The 24,394-nt window shown below is 66.8% G+C and carries 22 protein-coding genes, 1 tRNA gene and 1 pseudogene; 11 read left to right on the top strand and 13 right to left on the bottom strand.

All coding sequences use genetic code 11. The features are described from left to right. Positions 1-29: 29 nt before the first annotated feature. Positions 30-1,160, bottom strand: coding sequence for a M42 family metallopeptidase (locus A5625_RS00830; protein ID WP_066988491.1), 1,131 nt, complete (start codon positions 1,158-1,160; stop codon positions 30-32). A gap of 452 nt (positions 1,161-1,612) precedes the next feature. Further along, positions 1,613-1,759, bottom strand: a pseudogene (locus A5625_RS29785) (transcriptional regulator); the annotation flags it as partial. Positions 1,760-2,055: 296 nt separating this feature from the next. Here A5625_RS29785 and asnB point away from each other — a divergent pair. Beyond that, positions 2,056-3,972, top strand: a complete 1,917-nt coding sequence (gene asnB, locus A5625_RS00825; RefSeq protein ID WP_066988490.1) for an asparagine synthase (glutamine-hydrolyzing) — start codon at positions 2,056-2,058, stop codon at positions 3,970-3,972. Between the two features lie 161 nt (positions 3,973-4,133). Here asnB and A5625_RS28835 read toward each other — a convergent pair whose 3' ends face one another. The 6 genes from A5625_RS28835 to A5625_RS00795 all read right to left on the bottom strand — a co-directional run bounded on the left by A5625_RS28835 (position 4,134) and on the right by A5625_RS00795 (position 8,781). Next, positions 4,134-4,253: a hypothetical protein gene (locus A5625_RS28835; protein WP_156747797.1), complete on the bottom strand. Its 120-nt coding sequence runs from the start codon at positions 4,251-4,253 to the stop codon at positions 4,134-4,136. 144 nt (positions 4,254-4,397) lie between these two features. Further along, positions 4,398-4,470, bottom strand: a tRNA-Ala gene (locus tag A5625_RS00815). 50 nt (positions 4,471-4,520) lie between these two features. Further along, positions 4,521-5,570, bottom strand: a complete 1,050-nt coding sequence (gene glpR, locus A5625_RS00810) for a gephyrin-like molybdotransferase receptor GlpR (RefSeq protein WP_066988488.1) — start codon at positions 5,568-5,570, stop codon at positions 4,521-4,523. A gap of 208 nt (positions 5,571-5,778) precedes the next feature. Then, positions 5,779-6,432, bottom strand: a complete 654-nt coding sequence (locus A5625_RS00805; RefSeq protein WP_197515900.1) for a GNAT family N-acetyltransferase — start codon at positions 6,430-6,432, stop codon at positions 5,779-5,781. A 20-nt stretch (positions 6,433-6,452) separates the two neighbouring features. After that, positions 6,453-7,742, bottom strand: coding sequence for a gephyrin-like molybdotransferase Glp (gene glp, locus A5625_RS00800; protein ID WP_066988486.1), 1,290 nt, complete (start codon positions 7,740-7,742; stop codon positions 6,453-6,455). Between the two features lie 127 nt (positions 7,743-7,869). After that, the gene (locus A5625_RS00795) at positions 7,870-8,781 is read right to left on the bottom strand and encodes a UTP--glucose-1-phosphate uridylyltransferase (protein WP_066988485.1); all 912 of its coding nucleotides are present in this window, start codon (positions 8,779-8,781) and stop codon (positions 7,870-7,872) included. Positions 8,782-8,857: 76 nt separating this feature from the next. On the opposite strand from A5625_RS00795, the gene A5625_RS00790 reads away from it, so the two are divergent. From A5625_RS00790 to mscL, 4 genes are all read left to right on the top strand, one after another. Beyond that, positions 8,858-9,457, top strand: coding sequence for a 5-formyltetrahydrofolate cyclo-ligase (locus tag A5625_RS00790; RefSeq protein ID WP_066988484.1), 600 nt, complete (start codon positions 8,858-8,860; stop codon positions 9,455-9,457). Positions 9,458-9,544: 87 nt separating this feature from the next. Further along, complete coding sequence (locus A5625_RS27830; RefSeq protein WP_082984176.1) at positions 9,545-9,883, top strand: FmdB family zinc ribbon protein; 339 nt, start codon at positions 9,545-9,547, stop codon at positions 9,881-9,883. 64 nt (positions 9,884-9,947) lie between these two features. Next, positions 9,948-10,616: an SAF domain-containing protein gene (locus A5625_RS00780; protein ID WP_066988482.1), complete on the top strand. Its 669-nt coding sequence runs from the start codon at positions 9,948-9,950 to the stop codon at positions 10,614-10,616. 67 nt (positions 10,617-10,683) lie between these two features. Beyond that, the gene (mscL, locus tag A5625_RS00775; RefSeq protein WP_066988481.1) at positions 10,684-11,151 is read left to right on the top strand and encodes a large-conductance mechanosensitive channel protein MscL; all 468 of its coding nucleotides are present in this window, start codon (positions 10,684-10,686) and stop codon (positions 11,149-11,151) included. Between the two features lie 94 nt (positions 11,152-11,245). On the opposite strand, the gene A5625_RS00770 is transcribed toward mscL, so the two are convergent. From A5625_RS00770 to rpmF, 5 genes are all read right to left on the bottom strand, one after another. Further along, a complete protein-coding gene (locus A5625_RS00770; RefSeq protein ID WP_044487196.1) occupies positions 11,246-11,743 on the bottom strand; it encodes a molybdenum cofactor biosynthesis protein B in 498 nt (165 codons plus the stop codon). 59 nt (positions 11,744-11,802) lie between these two features. Then, positions 11,803-13,323 carry a S1C family serine protease gene (locus A5625_RS00765; RefSeq protein WP_066988480.1) on the bottom strand — a complete coding sequence of 507 codons (1,521 nt, stop codon included), beginning with the start codon at positions 13,321-13,323 and terminating at the stop codon, positions 11,803-11,805. Positions 13,324-13,395: 72 nt separating this feature from the next. Further along, positions 13,396-14,964 (bottom strand): HAMP domain-containing sensor histidine kinase, encoded by a 1,569-nt coding sequence (locus A5625_RS00760; RefSeq protein WP_066988479.1) that lies wholly within the window; start codon positions 14,962-14,964, stop codon positions 13,396-13,398. A gap of 16 nt (positions 14,965-14,980) precedes the next feature. After that, positions 14,981-15,667, bottom strand: a complete 687-nt coding sequence (gene mprA, locus A5625_RS00755; protein WP_066988478.1) for a two-component system response regulator MprA — start codon at positions 15,665-15,667, stop codon at positions 14,981-14,983. A gap of 58 nt (positions 15,668-15,725) precedes the next feature. Further along, positions 15,726-15,899, bottom strand: a complete 174-nt coding sequence (rpmF, locus tag A5625_RS00750; RefSeq protein WP_003872812.1) for a 50S ribosomal protein L32 — start codon at positions 15,897-15,899, stop codon at positions 15,726-15,728. Between the two features lie 317 nt (positions 15,900-16,216). On the opposite strand from rpmF, the gene A5625_RS00745 reads away from it, so the two are divergent. The 6 genes from A5625_RS00745 to A5625_RS00720 form a co-directional block, all read left to right on the top strand. After that, positions 16,217-17,899: an acyclic terpene utilization AtuA family protein gene (locus A5625_RS00745; protein ID WP_156747795.1), complete on the top strand. Its 1,683-nt coding sequence runs from the start codon at positions 16,217-16,219 to the stop codon at positions 17,897-17,899. Next, the gene (locus A5625_RS00740) at positions 17,896-19,044 is read left to right on the top strand and encodes an acyl-CoA dehydrogenase family protein (RefSeq protein WP_066988476.1); all 1,149 of its coding nucleotides are present in this window, start codon (positions 17,896-17,898) and stop codon (positions 19,042-19,044) included. Before A5625_RS00745 ends, A5625_RS00740 begins: the two co-directional genes overlap by 4 nt. A gap of 61 nt (positions 19,045-19,105) precedes the next feature. After that, entirely contained in the window at positions 19,106-20,695 is a 1,590-nt protein-coding gene (locus tag A5625_RS00735; protein ID WP_156747793.1) for an acyl-CoA carboxylase subunit beta, read from the top strand. A gap of 5 nt (positions 20,696-20,700) precedes the next feature. Continuing rightward, on the top strand, positions 20,701-22,689 hold the full coding sequence (locus A5625_RS00730) for a biotin carboxylase N-terminal domain-containing protein (RefSeq protein ID WP_066988508.1): 1,989 nt from the start codon (positions 20,701-20,703) through the stop codon (positions 22,687-22,689). Then, positions 22,686-23,852, top strand: a complete 1,167-nt coding sequence (locus A5625_RS00725; RefSeq protein WP_066988474.1) for an acyl-CoA dehydrogenase family protein — start codon at positions 22,686-22,688, stop codon at positions 23,850-23,852. The genes A5625_RS00730 and A5625_RS00725 overlap by 4 nt, the downstream gene beginning before the upstream one ends. Beyond that, positions 23,852-24,394 (top strand): enoyl-CoA hydratase family protein (locus A5625_RS00720; RefSeq protein WP_066988473.1); only part of this gene is annotated, 543 nt, incomplete at its 3' end. The genes A5625_RS00725 and A5625_RS00720, both read left to right, overlap by 1 nt.

Genomic DNA, 24,394 nt, shown 5'->3' with positions numbered 1-24,394 from the left:
GTGCGTTCGGACGCCGTCGAGCCCAAGCCTTACGCGATTTTCTGACTCGGCTCCAGCACAAAATCGACCACGATGGCGGCCATGTCGTCGATCGCGTGCCGCGCCATGACCTCGTAGCCGTGGGTGCTCAGCGTGGGCAGGCACAGCAGGCCGGCGCGCGCGGTCAACCCGCTGGCCTTGGCGTGCGACGCGTCGGATTCGAAGGCTCCCAATGCGGCCGCCTGGGGTGACAGCTCTCGGTCGGTGGCGATCTTCAGCAGCCGGTCGGCGACGCTCTTGTCGTAAACGCATAGCGCGTCGCTGTAGCCGATGATCGGCCCACCGGTGACGGTGGTGTTGTACTCGTGTTCGGTGGGGCCGACTTCCAGCGCGAGGGTGAGGTCACCGGGCAGGGTGGCGCTGGCGTAGGTGCCGCCGACGCCACCGATTTCCTCGTTGGTGGTGAACACCAGGTAGACGTCGTCGGCGGGGCGTTGCTGGCGCTCGCGCAGTTGGCGCGCGGCGTGCAGCAGGGCGGTCACCGCGGCACGGTCGTCGAGGAAGTAGGCGCCGACGTAGTCACCGATCTCGACCACCGATCTCTTGCTGCGGTCCATGCAAACCCGGGTGCCTGCGTGCACGCCCGCGGCGGACAGCTCGTCGGTGCTGCGGCCGGTGAAAACGTAGACGTGATCCCAGTCCAGCGCCCGGTCGCCCTGATCCGGCTTGGTCTCCCAGATCCGCTGGCTTTCCTGGGTGGTGTGCTCGGAGCCGAGAGCCAGCACCGCCGTGAGGGTTTCGTTGTCGCCGAGGACCGCGACCGGGCCCAGTCCGAAGTTTCCCGGGTACATGGTGCCCAGCTGGCTCAAATGCAGTGTGCCATCGGGTTCTACACGCTTGACGATCATGGACAGTTCGTCCATGTGCGCCATGACGCGGGTTGCGGTACCGGGGATGGCCTCGGTGCGGTGGCGGTGGTTGGGTGCTCCGGTATCGCCTGCAGACGGCGTGGCGGCGATATACCCGATCAGGTTGCCGGCGTCGTCGGTCCACATGTCGTCGACGACGGGTTCCAGTTCACGGGCGATGACGGCGCGTACCGCATCCTCCTGACCGCACGGGCCAAAGGTCAACAACAGTTCTTGCAGCAACTCGTCGGTGTAATCGCGGTCGCGGTGCATGGGATCCTCTCGGTCTGGGGTTCAGAGGATCAGTACCCGCGCTGGCCTGGGGTTACCCCGAACGCCGCATAACGTCAGGCCGGCGCGACGCCGAGTTCTTGGACGAACACCTTGATCATGCGCTGTGCGCACACTGCAGTCACTCGGACTATCGCTGGTTGTCAGCAGCCTGTTCGCTGGCGTAACGGAACATCCGCTCACTTAGGCGGATAAGCGGGTCCTCATACCCGCCAGGCATGGTGTACGCCAACCGGCGCAATTCCAGGGCGAACTCGCGAAGATTCTGGCTCAGTGATGCGACAGTCATGAGATGGCGGCGCCAACGAAACTTGTAGCGAACAACATGGCTCCCAAACTTCAACGCTCAAGTTTTGTGACGTGTCCCGACCCGTCAGTGGCATAGTAGGCACTTCTGCGCGCTACTAACAATCGGAATTGTGAAAATTTGCTCGTTACGCGCCGGCCTCCACCGCCTCGTCAGCGATCGTGCCGTTCAAGCAAGCGCCTGGCCCGGTAAGCGCAGGGCTGAACTTGAGAGCATCCACGAGTTCGTCGATTACCGCTGCTCCCTGCCCACCCAACACGGCCTGCGAGAAGCATGCCAAAGGCTTGCGTATACAGGCGATATGCGGCGGCGCGCTGCGTGACGTAACAGTGCGGGAAGGCGATCTGTCGGCCCGCTATGGCGTGGAGGATGGACGTTTTCCTGCCACCTACCCCGAGAGGCTCTGACGACCGGCACTCAAACTTCGACCTGCGCCGAGATCACTCGACCGACGGGGAATGGTCAGCAAGGGCTGGAGTTAGTGTCGACGGGCAGCGCTGCCGGGTGGGCGGCGTTCTTCGTGCCGATGCTCGGGGTCGGCGCGCGACGACGACGCCGGAGGGCGCAACGATGTGCGGAATTTTCGCCGCGATGACACGTCAGGGCATGTCCAGTGACCGCTGCGATACTGCGCTCAAACTCTTGGAGCATCGGGGGCCAGACGGCACCGGCATCTGGACGTCGCGTGATGGGCAATGGACGCTCGGACACACGCGGTTGTCGATCATCGGTTTAAGGAACGGCAGTCAACCCCTGACCAGCCCGGACGGCGCCGTACACATCGTGGTGAACGGCGAGTTCTACGGCTACCGCGAGATCCGCAAGCGTCTGCGGGCGAAGGGCTACCACTTCTCCACCGAGAGCGACAGCGAAATTGCGCTGCACCTCTATCACGAACGCGGCATGCAGGCCACGGCGCAGTTGCGCGGTGAGTTCGCGCTGGTCATCGCCGACGAACGCCAACGAGCAATGTTCGCGATCCGCGATCGCTTCGGGGTAAAGCCCCTCTACTACGCGGTGGTCAACGGCGAGGTGTTCTTCGCGTCAGAGATCAAAGCACTGCTGGCGCTGGGCGTGCCGGCCGCGTGGGACCTCGAGGGCGCCATCGGAGGCATGGGTAGATCTCACGAGCAGACCGAGTTCGCAGGCATCAGCACTGTGCCGCCGGGCTGCTATGCGATCGCCCGCGATGGCGAGGTGCGCATCTACCGCTATTGGGATTGGGAGATTCCGACCGCGGAGCAGATGCAGGCAGACACACGAAGCGACGCCGAGGTCGTCGACGAATTCCGCGAGGCTCTGTGCGATGCCGTGCGGGAGCGACTGGTCGCTGATGTCGAGGTCGCGTCGTATCTCAGTGGTGGCATCGACTCGTGCGCCGTCCTCGGACTCGCGCAACAGGAGATGGATCGGCCGATCCGCGCGTTCACCCTCACCTTCGAAAACCCGCTCTACGATGAAGCCAGCGTCGCCGAGGCTCAGGCCAAACATGTTGGCGCGACGTATCATCCGATTCCGATCACCGGGCGCGAGATCGCCGACTCGTTCGCGGATGCGATCTGGCATTCCGAAACACAGATGTTCAACGGCCACGGCGTCGCCAAGTATTTGCTCAGCCGTGCCGTGCGAGCCGCGGGCATCAAGGTGGTGTTCACCGGCGAAGGCGCCGACGAAATGCTGGGTGGCTATCCGTTCTTCCGGGTCGATGCGCTCAATGACGACGCGACGTTGAGTGATGCCGAGAAGTCGGCGCTGCTCGATGAGATGCTCGGCGCCAATACGGCGACTCGTGCGTTGATGATGCCCGAGCAACTCAGCAGTCCCGAGATGCAGGCGGTGGAGCGCAGGCTTGGCTGGCTTCCGGCGACGCTCAATGTGGGTGCAGCACAGATCAATAGCGTGGCGCCGTTGTTCCGCGATGACCTCCCGGCGTCCGTTCAAGAGTTTCAGCCGCTGGTGGCCGCGCTGGACCGGTTGCCGCTAGCGCAACGAGTCACTGGCCGCGACCGCCTAAATCAGATGCTCTACGTCAATGCCAAGACGGTATTGCCGAATTTCATCCTGAACTATCTGGCCGATCGCATGGAGATGGCGCACTCCATCGAAGGGCGCGTACCGTTCCTGGACCATCATGTCGCCGAAGCCGCGGCGCGTATGCCGGTGGGCATGAAGGTGAAAGGAATTCGGGAAAAGCATGTTCTGCGCGAAGCGGCGAAGGATGTGTTGATCCCCGAGGTCTATGACCGCCAGAAGCATCCCTTCACGACGCCACCTACACGGAGCCCGAATGACCCGATGCTCGCGTTCTACCGGGATACGTTCGCGTCGCAAGCCGCCAAGGACCAGCCGATCTACGACATGAAGAAAGTCTCGACGGCACTCGATCAGCTACTCGAAGTCCCCGACGATCAACGCATCGCGGTCGAAGGCGGTCTGCAACGCGTCGCCAGCGTGATCGTGATGCAAGAGCTGTTCTCGATGGCGTGAACCATCGAATCGCGCAATCGCGCACGTCGGCCAGACAGTGAGGCCCTACTCCTGAGAAGCCGGAACCTTGCAATCGCGGATCACTTCTCGTTCTGGGAGTGTCAACAAATGATGACGCGCCACGACAGCGTGGTCAGCACAGGCGGCGTCCGCGGGGACTATCAGTCGACTTGGCGATGGGCGATTTGAAAGACGTTGCCGTGCGGGTCGCGCACCATGGCTCGCCGGTCGCCATATGGAGTGTCGAGTGGTGGCTCGATGCTTGTCGCGCCGGCGGCCATTGCTCGGTGATAGACCCGGTCGGCGTCATCGACATCGGGCCCGTGATCCTCCAGCAGCGTCTTGAAACGCTCTGCGGCGGGCAGGTTTTCGAAGGTGGTTCCGGACGTAACTTCGAAAATAGCATTTGACCTGCTCAATCGTTGTGGAGCTAAGGGGAATCGAACCCCTGACCTACTCGATGCGAACGAGTCGCGCTACCAACTGCGCCATAGCCCCTGACCGCTAGCAGGCTACCAGCCGCGGCACCATCCGCCGAACCGCGAGCACTATTCGCCGACGGCGCGCGGCAAGTCTCTGGGCCAACCGAAGGTCCGCATTGCCATCGCGTAATCCAGGTGCTCGAAGACCGGGTCCTCGTCGTCGATCTCCAACACCACCGCGCCCGGGCGCCGCAGCCGCGACGGCACCACGTCGTAGTCGCGGTCGTAGGCGTTTTCCACGCCGAGTCGCGCCCGCGCCATCCGCTTCATCCGGCGGCGGCGCACCTTCTCCTCGATGCGTGTCTGGCGCCGCAGATACCCCAAGTACAGCAGCGTGATCGCGGTCGCGGTGCCGCACACCCACCAGGCGCTCGGCGAGATTTTGAACGCCGCGGTCGCCGAGCCGATCAACACGACCGCCATCAACGTCAACACCTTCTTGCGGAAGGCGTACTTGCGGGCGCTGACCGCGGCGGCGGTCTTGTTGTCGAACCGGCGCCGCCGCGAGGCGTTGCGCGGCACCGGCGCCGGCGCCTCCTCGTCGGCCTCGTCAGCCGCGGGCTCCACACCCGACGAGTCCTCGACGTACTCGTAGCTGTCTTGATCCTCGTCGGCCCCTTTGGCGACGGCTTCGGTGTCGCCCTCGCCTTCTTCGACGGGCTCGACGTCGGCCGTCTCCGGCTCGGCCGCAACATCGCTGGCCCCCGCCGGAAGTACGTGCGAGTCCTCGACGACATCGACGTCGAGGTAGTCGGGTTCGGAGGGCTCGGCGACGGCCATTCTCATCACCACCGGGCGCCGTCGGCTCAGCTCGTCGGTGTCCGCATCGTCATCGGCTTCGTGGTCGCGGTCTTCGTTCTCGGCGCGTTCCTCATCGAGGTCGGTCTCGGCCGAGTCTTCCGGTGGCGTCCAGTTGGGGTCGCTGCGATGCCCGGCGGCCGGACCGCTGCGCTTGATCAGCCGGGAGTTGGCCGCGCCGTTGAGCACTCGGGTCGCCAAGGCCACGTCGCTGGTGCGCCGCACCGCGTCGCGTTTGCTGACCAGCATTGGCACCAAGACGAACAGCCAGAGCACCACGAGCGATATCCACAACAATGACTGCGGGATGCTTGGCATGTTGACCTGCTCTCTTCGTTCTCGTCCCCCGCGAAGCCCTCTGGTGGCCAACGCGGCCGGGTCGGAAAGACCAGGACAATTACACACCTGTAATTTGCCTCTCACAAGCACCACAAGTCACTCGTGTCGCGCTAGTCCCAAATTGACAACAGATTGGGTCCCGCCCGTCGCTTCGGGCTAGCGGGTGATCAAGCCGGCGACCGAGTGGCTACGCCCAGCTGGCGTTACCCGCGCGGACCAGCGTCGATGCCACCGACCCGCTGACCTCTTCGACGGTGATGGCCATCAGCAGGTGGTCGCGCCACGCCTTGTCCACCTCCAGGTAGCGCTGCAGCAGCCCCTCCTGGCGGAACCCCACCTTTGCCAGCACCGCGCGGCTCGCGGCGTTTTCCGGGCGCACGGTGGCCTCGACCCGATGCAGCATGACCGGGCCGAAGCAGTGATCCAGCCCCAGCGCCAACGCGGCGGTGGCCACCCCGCCGCCGGTGGCCGACCGCGGCACCCAATAGCCGATCCACGCCGACCGCAGCGCGCCGTGGGTGACGTTGCCGATGGTCAGCTGTCCGCAAAACCGTCCGTCGAGTTCGATGACGTAGGGCAGCATCCGTCCCTGTCGTGCCTCGGCGCGCAGGCCGGAACACAGCGCCGGCCACGCGGCCACCGCATGGCGGGCCGTCCAGTCGCCCTCGGAGCTGGGCTCCCACGGTTCCAGATGCGCACGATCGGTCAGCCGGATCCGGCTCCACTGTGCGCCATCGCGTAACCGCACCGCCCGCAACCGGACGACGCCGGCCGGAACACGCAGCGGCCCAACGCTCATGGGCCAACCTGGATGGCGGGAAGTGGAGCGCAAAAGGTTCACCGTGGGTGCAGTCGTTTCGCTCAGCCGCGTTGAGCCAGGAAGGCGACGTCGACGATCTCGCCGGTGCGGATCTGCTCGGCACCGCTGGGCACCACGACCAGACAGTTCGCTTCGGCCAGGGTCGCCAGCAAGTGCGACGACGCGCCCGGCGCGCCGCCGAGCGCCTGCACCAGATACTCCCCGCTCTCCTGATCGCGCATCAGTTGGCCACGTAGAAAGCCTTTCCGCCCGGCCACCGACGTGATGGGCGACAGGGTGCGCGCCTGCACGACGCGGCGCATCGGCTGACGCTTACCCAGCGACAACCGAATCAGTGGGCGGACCATCACCTCGAACACCACCAGCGCGCTCACCGGATTGGCCGGCAACAGGAACGTCGGCACGCCCTCCCGGCCCAGCTGCCCGAAGCCCTGGATGGATCCCGGATGCATGGCAACCCGGACCACCTCTATCTCCCCGAGTTCGGCCAGCACCTGCCGCACCGCCTCGGCCGCCGCGCCCCCGACGGCACCGGCGATGACGATGACCTCGGCCCGGTTGATCTGGCCCTCGACGATCTCGCGGAGCTCCCGGGGTCCACCACTGACGATCCCGATGCGGTTGACCTCCGCACCCGCATCTCGGGCCGCGGCCGCCAATGCATAGGAGTTGACGTCGTAAACCTGCCCGTTGCCGGGGGTGCGCGAGATATCGACCAGTTCGCCGCCCAGCGCCATGATCGTCACTCGAGGGCGCGGGTGGACCAGCACCCGTTCCCGGCCGACCGCGGCCAGCAGCCCGACCTGAGCCGCACCGATCACCGTGCCGGAGCGCACCGCAACGTCACCGGGCTGCACGTCGTCGCCGGCGCGGCGCACGTAGGCGCCCGACGGGGCGCCCCGCAAAATCCGCACCCGCTGCGTCCCGCCGTCGGTCCACCGCAACGGCAAGACCGCGTCGGCCAGCGTGGGCAGTGGGGCTCCGGTCTGCACGCGGACGGCCTGACGGGGCTGCAATCGGCTGGGCGTGCGCGAACCGGCTTCGACGGTGCCCATCACCGGCAGCACCAGGCCGTCGCGCCTGTCGCCCTCGCCCGAGTCGTCGAACGGCTCCGGCAGGCTGTCGCTGCCCACCTCGCCGACACCGAGGACGTCAACGCTGCGTACCGCATAGCCGTCGATCGCGGCCTGATCGAAGCCGGGCATCGGGCGCTCGGTCACCACTTCCTCGGCACACATCAATCCCTGCGCCTCGGCGATCGCCACACGTATCGGCCGCGGGGCCACCGCGGCCGCCGTGATCCGGGCCTGCTGCTCTTCCACCGAACGCACAGCGCGCCTCTCTGCCGTCGAGCCGCACGTAGGGCGGCTCGCTCACTGCGCAGACGGGGCATCCCCGCCCGGGACCGCTACGCGTTCCGCCGGCCCGCCGTCGTCCGCCAGCCGGGGTACCGCCCGGCTACTGCTCGGCCAGGCCTAATCGCGCCACCAACCATTGCCGCAAATCCGGGCCGTAGTCGTCACGATCCAATGCAAAGTCAACCGCAGCCTTGAGGTAGCCGCCAGGATTTCCCAAGTCGTGTCGAGATCCGCGATGCACGACCACATGCACCGGGTGGCCCTCGGCGATCAGCAACGCGATCCCGTCGGTGAGCTGTACTTCGCCGCCGGCCCCCCGCTCGATGCGCCGCAACGCGTCGAAGATGGCGCGGTCGAGCACGTAGCGGCCGGCCGCGGCGAACAGCGACGGCGCCTCCTCGGCCTTCGGCTTCTCGACCATGCCGTTGACCCTGAGCACGTCCGGATTGTCGTCGTCGGCGATCGGCTCGACGTCGAAAACGCCGTAGGCGCTGACGTCTTCGGGCGTCACCTCGATGGCGCACAACACCGTGCCGCCGTAGTGCGCCCGCACTTTCGACATCGTCCCCAGCACGCCGGTGGGCAGCACCAAGTCGTCGGGGAGCAGCACCGCGACGGCGTCCTCGTCGTCGGCCAGCCGCGGCTCCACGCACCCGATCGCGTGGCCCAGCCCCAGCGGCTCGCTCTGCACGACGGACTCGACCTTGATCAGCTGCGGAGCGCGCCGGACCTTGTCGAGCATCGCGGTCTTGCCGCGCTCCTCCAAAGTGCTTTCCAGCACCAGGTCTTCGACAAAATGCGCGACGACGCCGTCCTTGCCCTCCGAGGTGATGATCACCAGGCGCTCGGCACCGGCCTCGGCCGCCTCGGCCGCAACCAGCTCTATGCCGGGGGTATCGACCACCGGCAATAGCTCCTTGGGGACCGTTTTGGTCGCCGGCAAGAAGCGGGTACCAAGACCGGCGGCGGGCACGACCGCAGTGCGTGGCACCGCCACGTTTGGGCATGACATCGTTCACACGATAACCCGCACCCGCTTTGCCGAGTCGATGTGGCGCGGGGAAAGACCTGGCTGTCATGGTTAACAAATGGCGACCACCAGCAAAGCCGCGTTGCGTGAGCAGCTGCTTGCCGCCCGGCGCCACGTTGCCGACGACGTTCGCGCCACCGAGGCGCAGCAGGTGTGCGAGCAGCTGGAAGCTCTGGAAAGCATTGTGACCAGCGGCAGCACGGTGTGCGCCTACGTGCCGGTGGGCACCGAGCCCGGGTCGATCGAGATGCTCAACATGTTGCTACGGCGCACCGGACGAGTGCTGCTGCCGGTTGCGCGCACCACCGCCGACAACACGCCGCTGCCGCTGTCCTGGGGCGAATACCGGCCCGGCACGCTGACCACCGGGCGGTGGGGGTTGCTCGAACCGCCGCAACCGTGGCTGCCGCCGTCGGCGCTGGCGCAAGCCGGCGTGGTGCTGGTGCCCGCGCTGGCCGTGGATCGCCGCGGCGTGCGGCTGGGCCGGGGCCGGGGCTTCTACGATCGCTCGCTGGGCGGCCGTGACCCCCGGGCGCGGCTGATCGCGGTCGTCCGCGACGCGGAAGTGCTCGACGAAGTGCCGGCCGATCCGCACGACGTTCCCATGACCCACGCGCTCACGCCCCGGCAGGGATTGATCGATCTCGCCCCGCGGTGACATATCGGGAATGAGACATGTCACGTGGCGGTTCTAGCACTTGAGACGCTAGAGTGCTAACCAGTTTGCAATCATCCGGAGGTTTTCGTGCCGACTTACAGCTATCAGTGCACCGAGTGCGACGATCGCTTCGACATCGTGCAGGCCTTCACCGATGACGCGCTGACTACGTGCAAGCGCTGCTCCGGGCGGTTGCGTAAGCGCTTCAACTCCGTCGGCGTGGTGTTCAAGGGCAGCGGCTTCTACCGCACCGACAGCCGCGAGTCCGGCAAGAAGTCGTCGAGTTCGACCAACGGCTCCTCGTCGAGCGACTCCGGATCGAGTGATTCCAGCGAAAAGTCCGGTTCGAGCGAGAAGTCAAGCTCCAGCTCCAGCGACAAGTCGAGCAGCAGCTCCGCGACGTCCACCGCCGCGGCGACCAACTGAGGGTTATCCACACCGGCAGTGCCGATCGTCGGCGCGCGCACCCGGCCGCGCTTAACGTTGCGGCGTGCGCGAATCGTCGCTTGATGCAAGCCTATTGAGCCGGCTGTCGCTGTGGTTGCGCCCGGACTGGACTCGTACCGTACTGGCCCGCCGCGTCGCCGCCGGCGGGCTGGTCGTACTGGCCGGGATCGCGACGCTTCGTTCCAATTCCGCTGGTGAGTACGCGCAGGTGGTGGTGGCCGGCCATGACCTGCGGCCCGGCGCCGCGCTGACCGCTACCGATGTGCGGATCGAAAAGCGTTTGGCCGCAACGGTTCCCGAAGGGGCACGGGTTGAGCTGGGGGCCGTGGTGGGTTCCACGCTGGCCGGCCCCGCCAGGCGCGGCGAGGTGCTCACCGATGTCCGGCTGCTGGACAGCCGGCTGGCAGAGTCGACGGCCGGACCGGGCGCACGCATCGTGCCGCTGCATTTGGCGGACCCCGCCCTGATCGACCTCGTCCGGGTCGGTGACGTGGTCGACGTACTGGCGGCGCCGGCCACCGGTTCGCCGGACCTCTCCCACACCGCTCCCAAGGTGGTGGCCACCGACGCCGTGGTGGTGTTGGTGTCGGCCAAGGAAAAGCTTCAGGCCGCCGATAACGACCGCGTAGTGTTGGTGGCGTTGCCGGCTCGTGTGGCGAACACGGTGGCAGGGTCGACGCTGGGGCAGAACGTGACGCTCACCCTGCACTGAGTGCCTGGCCGTCGTTGGCCTCCCAGCCGACGGCTAACTCTGTCCAGTCCCAGAAAGGCCATCGCCAATGCTCAAAGGGTTCAAGGAGTTTCTCTCCCGGGGCAACATCATCGACCTGTCTACCGCGGTGGTCATCGGTACCGCGTTCACCGCGCTGGTCACCCAATTCACCGACAACATCATCAAACCGTTGATCAACCGCATCGGCGTCAACCAGAAGTCCGATCTCGGCATCCTGCGTATCAGTATCGGTGGCGGTCAGACCATCGATCTGAACAATGTTTTGTCGGCCGCCATCAACTTCGTCATCATCGCCGCAGTGGTCTACTTCCTGGTCGTGCTGCCATACACCACGTTGCGCAAACGCAATCAGGTCGAGCCGGCAGATGACGCGCAGGTCGTCCTGCTCAAGGAGATCCGCGACCTGCTCGCGCAAACCACCAATGGCGAGTCGCCGGGCAGGCACGGAAATGTGACCACCAAGCCGCCACCGGAATACGGACCCCGGGCCGAGGCCGAATCGTCCTCGACCTAACTAGGTGTGGCTCCCGGTCCGGAAACGGCGCCTGGGTGACTCCGGAGCGGGGCAAGCAGGGGAATTCCTTCGCCTGGCGATGGGGACCGCGAGGTTAAATCTCCAGGCTCGATAACTGCCCGATGATCTGGGCGGCCAGCGGATTGAGCGTCGCCATCCCGTCGCGCACCGCGTAGCGGGAGCCGGCCAGGTTGACCACCAGCGTGCTACCGGACACTCCGGCCAGACCCCGCGACAAACCGGCATCGATGATCCCCGCCGACAGCCCCGAGCCGCGGATGGCCTCTGCGATGCCGAGGATTTCGCGATCCAGGATCTCGCGGGTGGCCTCCGGGGTGACGTCGCGTGGGGTGACGCCCGTACCGCCGACCGAGACAACCAGATCCACCCCGCCGATCACCGCGGTGTTGAGCGCGTTGCGGATCTCGATCTCGTCAGCGGCGACCGCGACCACACCGTCGACGACGAATCCCGCCTCGGTCAGCAGCTCGGTGACCAGCGGACCGCTGTGGTCCTCGTCGCCGTGTGCGGTGCGATCGTCGACCACCACAACCAAAGCCCGGCCAACTACCAATTCCGCACCCGTTTCCATGGGTGCAACCGTATATCCGAGCTCAGACAACCCCGTCGCCGAGGGTTCGTCCACTCTCACTACTGATCCGCCTTCCCGAGCGTGACCGGCACGGTCCGGTTGCCGCCACCAGCGGCGTCCTGGAACGTCAGTGAGATCTTGTCGCCGGGCGCTTTGGACCGCACGGCCGCGACCAACGCATCGGCACTGTTGATCGGCCGGTCGTCGACCTTGGTGACGACCACGTTCTTCGGTACGCCGGCGGTCGCGGCCGCACCGCCCGCGACGACGTCGACGACCTTGGCACCGGGGGTGCCTTTGTCGTTGGTCACCTGCACCCCGAGCGAGGCGTGGGACGCCTTGCCGGTCGCAATCAGCTCATCGGCGATGCGCTTGGCCTGGTCGACCGGAATCGCGAAGCCCAGACCGATCGAGCCGCTCTGGGCATCCGGCGAGTCGGCGCCCAGGGTGGCGATCGCCGAGTTGACGCCCACCAGCTGGCCGTTCATGTTGACCAACGCGCCACCGGAGTTACCGGGGTTGATCGCGGCGTCGGTCTGGATCGCGTCCAGCACGGTGTTCTGGTTGCCCGACTCACCGGTGGTGGACACCGGCCGGTTCAGCGCGCTGACGATGCCGGTGGTCACGGTGCCGGACAGACCCAACGGCGACCCGATCGCAACGACCGGTTGGCCGACCCGAAGGTCGGACGACGAGCCCAGGGAGATGGGCGTGAGCCCGGAAATGCCCTGTACTCGAATCACCGCGATATCGCTGGTGGGATCCGCGCCGACCACTGTGAACGGTGCGGTGCGACCGTCGGAGAAAGTCACCGTCGTCTTCGGCGTTCCCGCGCCGGCGCCACCGCCGCCCGGACCGCCGGGAGGGGGCAGCGGAATTCCGGGCGGACCGCCAGGAGGGGGCCCCCCGGCAGCCTTGGGCGCGCCCGCCGCGGCGGCGATCACGTGGTTGTTGGTCAGGATGAGCCCGTCGGTGGACAGGATGATGCCGGAGCCCTCTTCGGACTGTCGCCCGACGTTGGTCTCCAGCATCACGACGCTGGGCACCACCTTGGAGGCGACGCCTTCGACGCTGCCGGGTGGCATGTTGGCGGCCGGGACGCTCGGCGCCGCACCGATGACCCGTCCGCCGCCGTTCGCGGTCGTGTGCGTGCCCAGCTCGACCGCCGTCGCCGCGGCACCACCGATACCGGCCGACACCACCGCGACGGCCAATGCACCGACAACCAATAACCCTGTGCGAGAACGCTTTTGGGGCTCCGGCGGGGGCGGCATTCCGGGTATCATTCCGGGAACGGGGCCCGTGCCGGGCCCTCCCGGTATCGGGCCTACCCCGGTTCCCCCGGGGATCCGGCCCGGCCCGGTGGTGCCGAACGGCTCGTAGGGCGGACGGAACTGCGTCGTCGGCGACGGTGAGGATTGCGACCGGTAACGCCAGTCGAACTGCTGGTTGTACGGCTGCTGCTGTCCCTGGGCGTAGCCCGGTGAGCCCGCATGGCTCGGGACGGGCGCAGGCTGATTCGGCGCGGGAGGGTATCCCGGCTGCTGCGGCGGTGGCGAATACCTCGGGTCATTCGTCATGTCGCTATGTCGCTCTTCCTCTATCTCAGTGTTTCGGCAAGTCGACGGCTGAGTTCAACAGTAGCCGCAGACCTACCTTGCCCGCGCGGACTGAGAGTCCACTGAGATAACGTTCGCTGATTCCCGAGAGTTCTCCTGCTCGTCGGCCACCGCTTGGGTGGGCTCGGTTGTGGCGTCTACCTGGTCGGTTTCCGGCTCGCCGGCAGCCGTGGAGTACCTCGGGGCGGGCAGGGGCCGGCCGGGCAGCAGCACATAGAAGGAGGTACCCGGCGGCTGGCCGCCGGGAACGGTGTCCTCGACGCGCAGCAGTCCCCCGTGATTCAGCACCACCTTTTTCACGATCGCCAGCCCGAGCCCAGAGCCTGGCATGGCCCGTGCCGTCGTCGAGCGGTAGAACCGCTCGAACACCAGCGGGCGCTCCTGCGGTGGGATGCCGGGGCCGTGGTCGGCGATCACCAGCTCCGCGTGCGACGGGTCGAGCTCGCGCATCGTGACACCGACGTGGCCACCGGGCGGGCTCCACTTGGCGGCGTTGTCCAACAGATTCAGGACCGCGCGGGACAGCCCGGCGGCGTCCCCGTACATCTGCCAGGGCGTGACGTCGACGTCGAAGTGAATGTCGTTGCGCCGCCGCCTGACTCGCTCCAGGCTGCGCTCGACGACATCGGACATGTCAACAGGCTCGTGCACCACCTGGCCGGCGTCGTCACGAGTGAGGTCCACCAAATCGCCTACCAGCGTTGACAATTCCTCGATCTGCGCGACCACATCTGCGCGCAGACCAACCATCTCCTGCTCGGGCAGCGGCGGGGCACCCGGTTCCATCGAAGCCATCAGCAACTCGACGTTGGTCCGCAGCGACGTCAGCGGGGTGCGCAGTTCGTGCCCGGCGTCGGTGACCAGGCGCGCCTGCCGCTCCCGAGATTCGGCCAGTGCCCGCAGCATCAGGTTGAACGACTCAGTGAGCCTGGCCAATTCGTCACTGCCGAACACCGGAATAGGTCTCAGGTCATCGGTGCGCGCCACCCGCTCGGCCGCTTCGGTCAGCCGCCCGACCGGGCGCAGCCCGGCCCTGGTGACCATGCCACCCGCTACCGCGGCGACCGCCATACCAATACCGCCGACGAGCAGCAGCACCCAGCGCAGTTTGTTCATCACCGCGTCGGTCGGCTTGAGGCTCTTGGAGATCAGCAACGAGGTGCCGTTCTGCAGGTGCACGGCAAGGATTCGTTGCTCGCCTGCGGTACGTCGCGACATGAACAAATCACCGTGGATGACCGCTTTCTCCGGCGGACCCATCGGCAAGGTCTGCCCCGGCTGCTGGGCGGTGTAGATCGCGTGGCCCGGGTTCACCAGCATCGCGTTGACGTCGGAATATGCGGTGCCCTCGATGGCTTTGCCCGGGTCGGCGGCCAGCGAGCCGCTGGCGATCAGCAGCTGCGCCCGGCTCTGCAGCTGGTTGTCGATGTCGCTGTACAGCGCGGCCGAAATCACGGCATAGACGGCGAAGGCCATCAGCACCACGACCATGGCGACCATCGACATCGCCAGCAGCATCACCCGCCACCGCAGCGACAAGGAGGGCGCTGCGCGCAACGGCGGCCGCAGCGGTGGGCGTTGGGGCCGGTGGAACCGGATCATCGATCGCCCCGCCGCGTCACGGTGGTGTCTCCCGAAGGACATACCCCACCCCGCGCACGGTGTGGATCAGGCGTGACTCACCATCGGCTTCGGTTTTGCGCCGCAGATAACCCACGTAGACCTCCAGCGCGTTGCCCGAGGTGGGAAAGTCGAATCCCCAGACCTCCTCGAGGATACGGCTGCGGGTGAGCACCCGACGCGGATTGGCGATCAGCATTTCCAGCAACGCGAACTCGGTGCGGGTCAGGCTGATGCGTCGCTGCCCGCGGGTGACCTCGCGGGTCACCGGGTCCAGCGTCAAGTCGGAGAACTTCATCGCCACCGATTCGGCGTCATCCTCCGGCTTGGTGCGGCGCAGCAGTGCGCGCATCCGGGCCAGCAGTTCTTCCAGGGCGAACGGCTTGGGCAGATAGTCGTCGGCGCCGGCGTCCAACCCGGCGACCCGCTCAGAAACCGAGTCGCGCGCGGTGAGCACCAGGATCGGCAGGTCGTCACCGGTGCTGCGCAGCTGACGGCACACCTCCAGCCCGTCCAGGCGCGGCATCATCACATCCAGGACGAGCGCGTCGGGACGATCGCTGGCGATCGCTTCGAGGGCTTCGACCCCGTCATGGGCCAGCTCGACGGTGTAACCGTTGAAGGACAAGGACCGACGCAGCGACTCGCGCACCGCGCGATCGTCGTCGACGACCAGTATTCGCACGATCCCTAGTCTCGTCCCGCCGTCTGAGACTGACCTGAGAGGCGCGCCGGTAAGTGGGTTAGCGGCGGTCCAGGTCGATCAGTCCGAGGCGGGCGGCCTTGAGCAGCCGGCGCGGCACTTTGTGCCGCTGACCTGCGACCGTCACACCGACGAGTTCGGTCTTCTCGGCCTTCCACTGCGCGCGCCGGCTACGGGTGTTCGCGCGCGACATTCTGCGCTTGGGTACGGCCATGGTCGGGCCCTAACTCCTCGATGTGGGACTTGCAGTTCGGCATGTCGCGCGGCGTGGCCGGTGGGCCGAACGGGCGACGATCGATATCAGGATAGTCGCTGGTCCGCTTGTCACCAAAATGGCCGCCCCGCGCCGATCGCCAACCCGCCAGGCGCGACCCGAGCCGCCCCCGTCCGAAGTGGGATCCTTGACGTGACACCGACGGCACCCGCTAACCTACCGGTTGGTTGGTTGGTCCGAACCGGTGAATCCCTGAATGGAGGACAGGCATGGCCTCTGCTTCCGGTGCTGCTGGCGCTTCGGGCAATTCCGGCGCCGTGCGGATCGCGAATTGCTCGGGGTTTTACGGCGACCGGCTGTCGGCCATGCGCGAGATGCTCACCGGCGGTGAGGTCGACTACCTGACCGGCGATTACCTGGCCGAACTCACCATGTTGATCCTGGGCCGGGACAAGATGAAGCACCCCGAGCGTGGGTACGCCAAGACCTTTCTGACGCAGCTCGAGGATTGCCTGGGCGAGGCCCGTGACCGCGGGGTGCGCATCGTCGCCAACGCCGGCGGCCTGAACCCGAGCGGCCTGGCCGATGCGATACGCGCGCTGGCCGAGCGCCTCGGTATCGACGCCCGGATCGCCCACGTGCAGGGCGACGACCTGTTGGCGCGGGCCGCCGAATTCGGGTTGGGCAGCCCGCTGACCGCCAACGCGTACCTGGGCGCCTGGGGAATCGTCGATTGCCTGGCCGACGGGGCCGACGTGGTTGTCACCGGCCGGGTCACCGACGCCTCGGTGATCGTCGGTGCCGCGGCGGCGCACTTCGGTTGGGGCCGCACCGACTACGACCAGCTGGCCGGCGCCGTCGTCGCGGGCCACGTCATCGAATGCGGGGTACAGGCCACCGGCGGCAACTATTCGTTCTTCACCGAGATCGCCGACCTCAGCCACGCCGGTTTCCCCCTAGCCGAAGTCAACGCCGACGGATCCTCGGTGATCACCAAGCACCCCGGCACCGGCGGCCTGGTCAGCGTCGACACCGTGACCGCGCAACTGCTTTACGAGATCGGCGGCGCGCGGTACGCCAACCCCGACGTCACTGCCCGGATGGACAGCGTCGAGCTGTCGCCCGACGGGCCCGACCGGGTGCGCATAAGCGGCGTGCGCGGCGAGGCCCCGCCGCCCACCTACAAGGTGTCGCTGAACAGCATCGGCGGATTCCGCAACTCGATGACCTTCGTGCTGACCGGCCTGGACATCGAGGCCAAGGCCGAACTGGTGCGCCGGCAGCTCGACGCCGCGCTCACCGTCAAACCCGCCGAACTGCAGTGGTCGCTGGCCCGCACCGACCACCCCGACGCCGACACCGAAGAAGCCGCCAGCGCGCTGCTGCACTGCGTGGTGCGCGATCCCGACCCCGCCAACGTCGGACGTCAATTCTCTTCGGCGGCAGTTGAATTGGCGCTGGCCAGCTATCCCGGATTCCACGTCACCGCCCCGCCGGGCGACGGCCAGGTCTACGGCGTGTTCACCGCGGGCTACGTCGACGCCACGAAAGTGCCGCACGTCGCCGTACATGCCGACGGGACCGGAACCTTCATCCCTTGCGCCACCGAGACTTTGGAGTTGGCGCCGGTCGATCCCCCGCCGCTGCCCGAGCCGCTCCCGGCCGGCCCGGTACGCAGGGCGCCGCTGGGCCACATCGCCGGGGCCCGCAGCGGCGACAAGGGCGGCTCGGCCAACGTCGGGGTCTGGGTCCGCACCGACGCGCAATGGCGATGGCTGGCCCACACGCTGACCGTCGAGCTGCTCGAGGAGCTGCTACCCGAGGCGGCGGACTTCGCCATCACCCGCCACCTGCTGCCGAATCTGCGGGCGGTCAACTTCGTCATCGACGGCATCCTCGGCCAAGGTGTCGCTTACCAGGCTCGCTTCGATCCGCAGGCCAAGGGGCTCGGCGAATGGCTCCGCGGTCGCTACCTCGACATCCCGGAGGATCTGCTGTGAATCTTTGGACCACACCCGAGCGCGAGCAGCTGCGAAAGACGGTGCGCTCGTTCGCAGAACGCGAGATCCTGCCCAACATCGACGAGTGGGAGCGCACCGGAGACTTGCCGCGCGACCTGCACCGCAGCGCCGGATCCGCCGGGCTGCTGGGTGCGGGGTTCCCCGAATCGGTCGGCGGTGGCGGCGGCGACGGCGCCGACGCGGTGGTCATCTGCGAGGAGATGCATCACGCCGGAGCGCCGGGAGGCGTGTTCGCGTCGTTGTTCACCTGCGGAATCGCGGTGCCGCACATGATCGCATCGGGCGATGAACGGCTGATCGAGGAGTTTGTCCGGCCGACTCTGGCGGGCGAGAAGATCGGTTCGCTGGCCATCACCGAGCCCGGCGGCGGTTCCGACGTCGGCCATCTGCGGACCGCTGCGGTGCTCGACGGTGACCACTATGTCGTCAACGGCGCCAAGACCTACATCACCTCCGGGGTCCGCGCCGACTACGTGGTGACCGCGGTCCGCACCGGAGGCCCTGGCGCGGGCGGGGTTTCGCTGCTGGTGGTCGAGAAGGGCACACCCGGTTTCGAGGTGACCCGCAAGCTGGACAAGATGGGCTGGCGGTCCTCGGACACCGCGGAGCTGTCCTACACCGATGTCCGCGTCCCGGTGGCCAACCTGGTCGGCGCCGAGAACAGCGGATTCGCCCAGATCGCACAGGCCTTCGTCTCTGAGCGCATCGGCCTTGCCGCACAAGCGTATTCGAGCGCACAGCGGTGTCTGGACCTGACGGTGCAATGGTGCCGCGACCGCGAGACATTCGGGCGCCCGTTGATATCACGGCAGTCGGTGCAGAACACGTTGGCCGAGATGGCCCGCCGCATCGACGTTGCCCGGGTCTACTCGCGCAGCGTGGTCGAGCGGCAATTGGCCGGCGAGACGAATCTGATCCCGCAGGTGTGTTTCGCCAAGAACACCGCGGTCGAGGCCGGCGAATGGGTTGCCAATCAAGCCGTTCAGCTGTTCGGCGGCATGGGCTACATGGCCGAATCCGAAGTCGAACGCCAATACCGGGACATGCGAATCCTGGGCATCGGCGGCGGCACCACCGAGATCCTGACCGCACTGTCCGCCAAACTGCTGGGATTCCAATCATGAGTACACCGCCTCCACTTGCTCCATATCGCTGGGCTCCACAACGTCGGCGGTCGTCATGACCGTGCTGCAATCCACACTCGATCGTGAGGCCGGTGCCTACGCCGACGCGGCATCGGCGGCCATCGCCAAACTCGACGAGATCGACACCGAACTGGCCAACGCGTTGGCCGGCGGCGGCGCCAAATACGTTGAGCGTCATCATGACCGTGGCAAGTTGACGGCACGCGAACGCATCGAATTGCTGGTCGACCAGGATTCGCCGTTCCTGGAGCTGAGCCCACTGGCGGCCTGGGGCAGCGCCTTCAAGGTCGGCGCCAGCACGGTCACCGGTATCGGCGTGGTCGAAGGCGTCGAATGCATGATCGTCGCCAACGACCCGACGGTCAAAGGCGGCACCAGCAACCCGTGGACCCTGAAAAAAATCCTGCGGGCCAACCAGATCGCCTTTGAAAACCGGCTTCCGGTGATATCCCTGGTGGAATCCGGCGGTGCCGACCTGCCCACCCAAAAGGAGATCTTCATCCCCGGCGGGCGGATGTTTCGCGACCTGACCCGGCTCTCGGCCGCCGGGATCCCCACCATCGCCTTGGTATTCGGCAACTCCACCGCGGGCGGCGCCTACGTCCCGGGCATGTCCGACCACGTGGTGATGATCAAGGAACGTTCCAAGGTCTTCCTCGCCGGTCCCCCGCTGGTGAAGATGGCCACCGGCGAGGAGTCCGACGACGAATCGCTCGGCGGCGCCGAAATGCACGCCCGGGTATCGGGTTTGGCCGACTACTTCGCCGTCGACGAGCTCGATGCAATCCGGATCGGCCGCCGCGTGGTGGCCCGGTTGAACTGGATCAAGCAGGGACCGAAACCCAAACCGGTCACCGAGCCGCTGTTCGACACCGAGGAACTCATCGGCATCGTGCCCGCGGATCTGCGTATCCCGTTCGATCCCCGAGAGGTGATCGCCCGCATCGTCGACGGCTCCGACTTCGACGAATTCAAGCCGCTGTACGGATCCTCGCTGGTGACGGGCTGGGCTCAGTTACACGGCTATCCGATCGGCATCCTGGCCAACGCGCGCGGGGTGTTGTTCAGCGAAGAGTCCCAGAAAGCCACCCAGTTCATCCAGTTGGCCAACCGATCGAACACGCCGCTGTTGTTCCTGCACAACACCACCGGCTACATGGTGGGCAAGGACTACGAAGAGGGCGGGATGATCAAGCACGGTGCGATGATGATCAACGCGGTGTCCAATTCCACGGTGCCGCATATCTCGCTGCTGATCGGTGCCTCCTACGGCGCGGGCCACTACGGAATGTGCGGTCGCGCCTACGATCCGCGATTCCTGTTCGCCTGGCCGACTTCCAAGTCGGCGGTGATGGGCGGGGCCCAGCTGTCCGGGGTGCTGTCGATCGTGGCCCGCGCGGCCGCCGAGGCACGCGGCCAGCAGGTCGACGAGGAAGCCGACGCGGCGATGCGGGCCGCGGTCGAGGGCCAGATCGAAGCCGAGTCGCTGCCGCTGGTGTTGTCCGGCATGCTTTACGACGACGGGGTGATCGACCCCCGAGATACCCGGACCGTTCTGGGAATGTGTCTGTCCGCCATCGCCAATGGCCCGATCAAGGGGACGTCGAACTTCGGCGTCTTCCGGATGTGAGCCCCGTGGTTACTCGAGTACTGGTTGCCAACCGCGGTGAGATCGCCCGGCGGGTGTTCGCCACCTGCCGCCGGCTCGGCCTGGGCACCGTCGCCGTCTATACCGATCCGGATGCCGGCGCGCCGCACGTCGCCGAGGCCGACGCCCGGGTGCGGCTGGGCAAGACCAACGACTACCTCAACCCCGAGGCCATCATCGCCGCCGCCCGCGCCGCGGGTGCCGATGCGATACACCCGGGCTACGGATTCCTTTCGGAGAACGCCGACTTCGCGGCCGCCGTGCAAGACGCCGGCCTGACGTGGATCGGGCCGCCGGTGGATGCGGTGCGCGCGATGGGCTCCAAGATCGAGTCCAAGAAGCTGATGGCCGCCGCCGGGGTGCCGGTACTCGACGAGCTCGACCCCGACACCGTGACCGAGGCGCAGCTACCGGTGTTGGTCAAGGCCTCCGCCGGCGGCGGTGGCCGCGGGATGCGAGTCGTCCGCGAATTATCCGCTGTCACCGACGAAGTCGCGGCGGCACGCCGCGAAGCGCAGTCCGCCTTTGGCGACCCGACCGTGTTCTGCGAGCGGTATCTACCCACCGGACATCACATCGAGGTTCAGGTCATGGCGGATACCCACGGCACGGTGTGGGCGGTCGGCGAACGCGAATGCTCGATTCAGCGCCGCCACCAGAAGATCATCGAAGAGGCTCCGTCGCCGTTGGTGGAGCGGACACCGGGCATGCGCGAGAAGCTGTTCGATGCGGCCCGGTTGGCCGCCGAAGCCATCGGCTACACCGGGGCCGGGACGGTGGAGTTCCTGGCCGACGACGACGGCGAGTTCTACTTCCTGGAGATGAACACCCGGCTGCAGGTCGAACACCCGGTCACCGAGGAGACCACCGGACTCGATCTGGTCGAACTGCAGCTCGCCGTCGCCGACGGCGACCGTCTTGACGCGCAACCCCCTGTTGCTCAAGGACATTCGATCGAGGCCCGGCTTTACGCCGAAGATCCCGCCCGCGGCTGGCAGCCACAGGCCGGCGTGGTGCGCGCCTTCGAGGTCCCGTCGGTTCGGGCGGCGTTCGGCTCGCTGGGGCAACGGACCGGAATCCGGCTGGATTCGGGCGTCGTCGATGGGTTCACGGTCTCCATCCACTACGACCCGATGCTGGCCAAGGTCATCTGCTACGCCCCGACGCGCCGTCAGGCATCGCTGGTCCTCGCCGATGCGCTGGCCCGCGCCCGCGTCCACGGCGTGCGCACCAACCGCGATCTGCTGGCGAACGTGCTGCGCCACCCGGCTTTCCTGGACGGCGCCACCGACACAGCGTTTTTCGACACCCATGACCTGGCGCGGCTGGCGGCGCCCCTGGGCGACACCACGGTGGTCCGTCTGTCCGCCATCGCGGCCGCACTCGCCGACGCCGCGCACAACCGCGCCGCCGCCCCGGTGCTGGGAACCATCCCCAGCGGCTGGCGCAACTTGTCGTCGGGTTTCCAGGTCAAGGCCTACCGCGACGACGAAGATGGCGAGCACCGGATTCAATACCGGTTCAGCAGAATAGGTTTGGTGCTCCCGGACGACCAGGACGTACAGCTGGTGTCGGCCACGGCGAATGAGGTCGTGCTGCGGACTGACGGCGTCGACCACAGCTTCTCGGTACGGCGCTACGACACGCCTGATTCCGACGTCTACGTCGATTCCGCGCGCGGACCGGTGCACTTGATCGCGTTGCCACGCTTTCCCGAGCCCGGTTCGACCGTCGAAAAAGGCTCGCTGGTGGCGCCGATGCCGGGCAGCGTCATCCGACTCGGCGCCGAGATCGGCGATACAGTCGCCGCCGGCCAGCCACTGATCTGGCTCGAGGCAATGAAGATGGAACACACCATCGCCGCCCCGGTCGACGGGGTGCTTGCCGAACTCAACGTCAAGACCGGTCAGCAAGTCGAAGTTGGCGCTGTGCTGGCAAGAGTGGAAGCGCCAGAAGTAGAAGGAGATCCAGCATGACCGACACCAGCTTCATCGAGAGCGAGGAGCGTCAGGCCCTACGCAAATCGGTGGCGGCGTGGGCGGCCAACTATGGCAGCGAGTACTACCTCCGCAAGGCCCGCGCCCACGAACACACCGACGAATTATGGTCGGAGGCAGGCAAACTCGGCTTCCTGGGAGTTAACCTGCCCGAGGAGTACGGCGGTGGCGGTGCCGGAATGTACGAACTGTCGCTGGTCATGGAGGAGATGGCGGCCGCCGGTAGCGCGCTGCTGCTGATGGTGGTCTCGCCCGCCATCAACGGCACCATCATCAGCAAGTTCGGCACCGAGGAGCAGAAGAAACGCTGGATCCCGGGTATCGCCGACGGCACACTGACGATGGCGTTCGCCATCACCGAACCGGACGCCGGCTCCAACTCGCACAAGATCACCACGACCGCCCGTCGCGACGGCAGCGACTGGATCCTCAAGGGCCAGAAGGTCTACATCTCCGGCATCGACCAGGCGCAGGCGGTACTGGTGGTGGCCCGCACCGAGGAGGCCAAGACCGGCAAGCTGCGTCCCGCGCTGTTCGTGGTGCCCACCGATGCACCGGGCTTCAGCTATACCCCGATCGAAATGGAATTGATCAGCCCGGAACGCCAGTTCCAGGTCTTCCTCGACGACGTCCGGCTTCCCAGCGACGCGCTGGTCGGCGCCGAAGATGCCGCCATCGCACAGCTTTTCGCCGGCCTCAACCCCGAACGCATCATGGGCGCGGCAAGCTCGGTAGGGATGGGCCGGTTCGCACTCAACCGGGCCGCCGAATACGTCAAGACCCGCCAGGTGTGGGGGACGCCGATCGGTGCGCACCAAGGATTGTCACATCCGTTGGCGCAGTGCCACATCGAGGTCGAGCTGGCCAAACTCATGATGCAGAAGGCCGCCACCCTCTACGACTCGGGTAACGACATGGGCGCGGCCGAGGCGGCGAACATGGCCAAATACGCTGCGGCCGAGGCGGCAACCCGGTCGGTGGATCAAGCGGTGCAGTCGATGGGCGGCAACGGTCTGACCAAGGAATATGAAGTGGCCGCCATGCTGACATCGGCCCGGCTGGGTCGCATCGCTCCAGTCAGCCGCGAGATGGTGTTGAACTTCGTCGCGCAGACATCGCTGGGCCTGCCCCGAAGCTACTGATGGACACGGTTGTCGACTACGCCGGGCCCGCCGACGCCGGCGGCCCGTATGCGCGGCTGACACTCGACTCGCCGCACAATCGCAACGCGCTTTCCACCACGCTGGTCAACCAATTGCACCAGGGGCTGCGCGACGCCTCGGCGGATCCGGCGGTACGGGCGGTGGTGCTGGGCCACACCGGCGGCACCTTTTGTGCCGGTGCGGATCTCAGCGAGGCCGGCGAGGGCGATGCCTACGATCTGGCGGTCGCGCGGGCCCGCGAGATGGCCGCCTTGATGCGGGCCATCGTCGCCTCGCCGCTGCCGGTGATCGCCGCAATCGATGGGCATGTCCGGGCGGGTGGATTCGGTCTGGTGGGAGCCTGCGACATCGCGGTCGCCGGTCCGCGCAGTACCTTCGCACTGACCGAGGCCCGGATCGGCGTCGCCCCGGCGATCATCTCGCTGACGCTGCTGCCGAAACTGTCTGCGCGGGCCGCCGCCCGCTACTACCTGACCGGCGAGAAATTCGGCGCCGGGCAAGCGGCGGAGATCGGACTGATC

Source organism: Mycobacterium sp. 1465703.0 (assembly GCF_001672975.1).
GTDB lineage: Bacteria > Actinomycetota > Actinomycetes > Mycobacteriales > Mycobacteriaceae > Mycobacterium.
The sequence above is the reverse complement of the archived record's forward strand: the minus strand, read 5'-3'. Positions and strand labels throughout refer to the sequence as shown.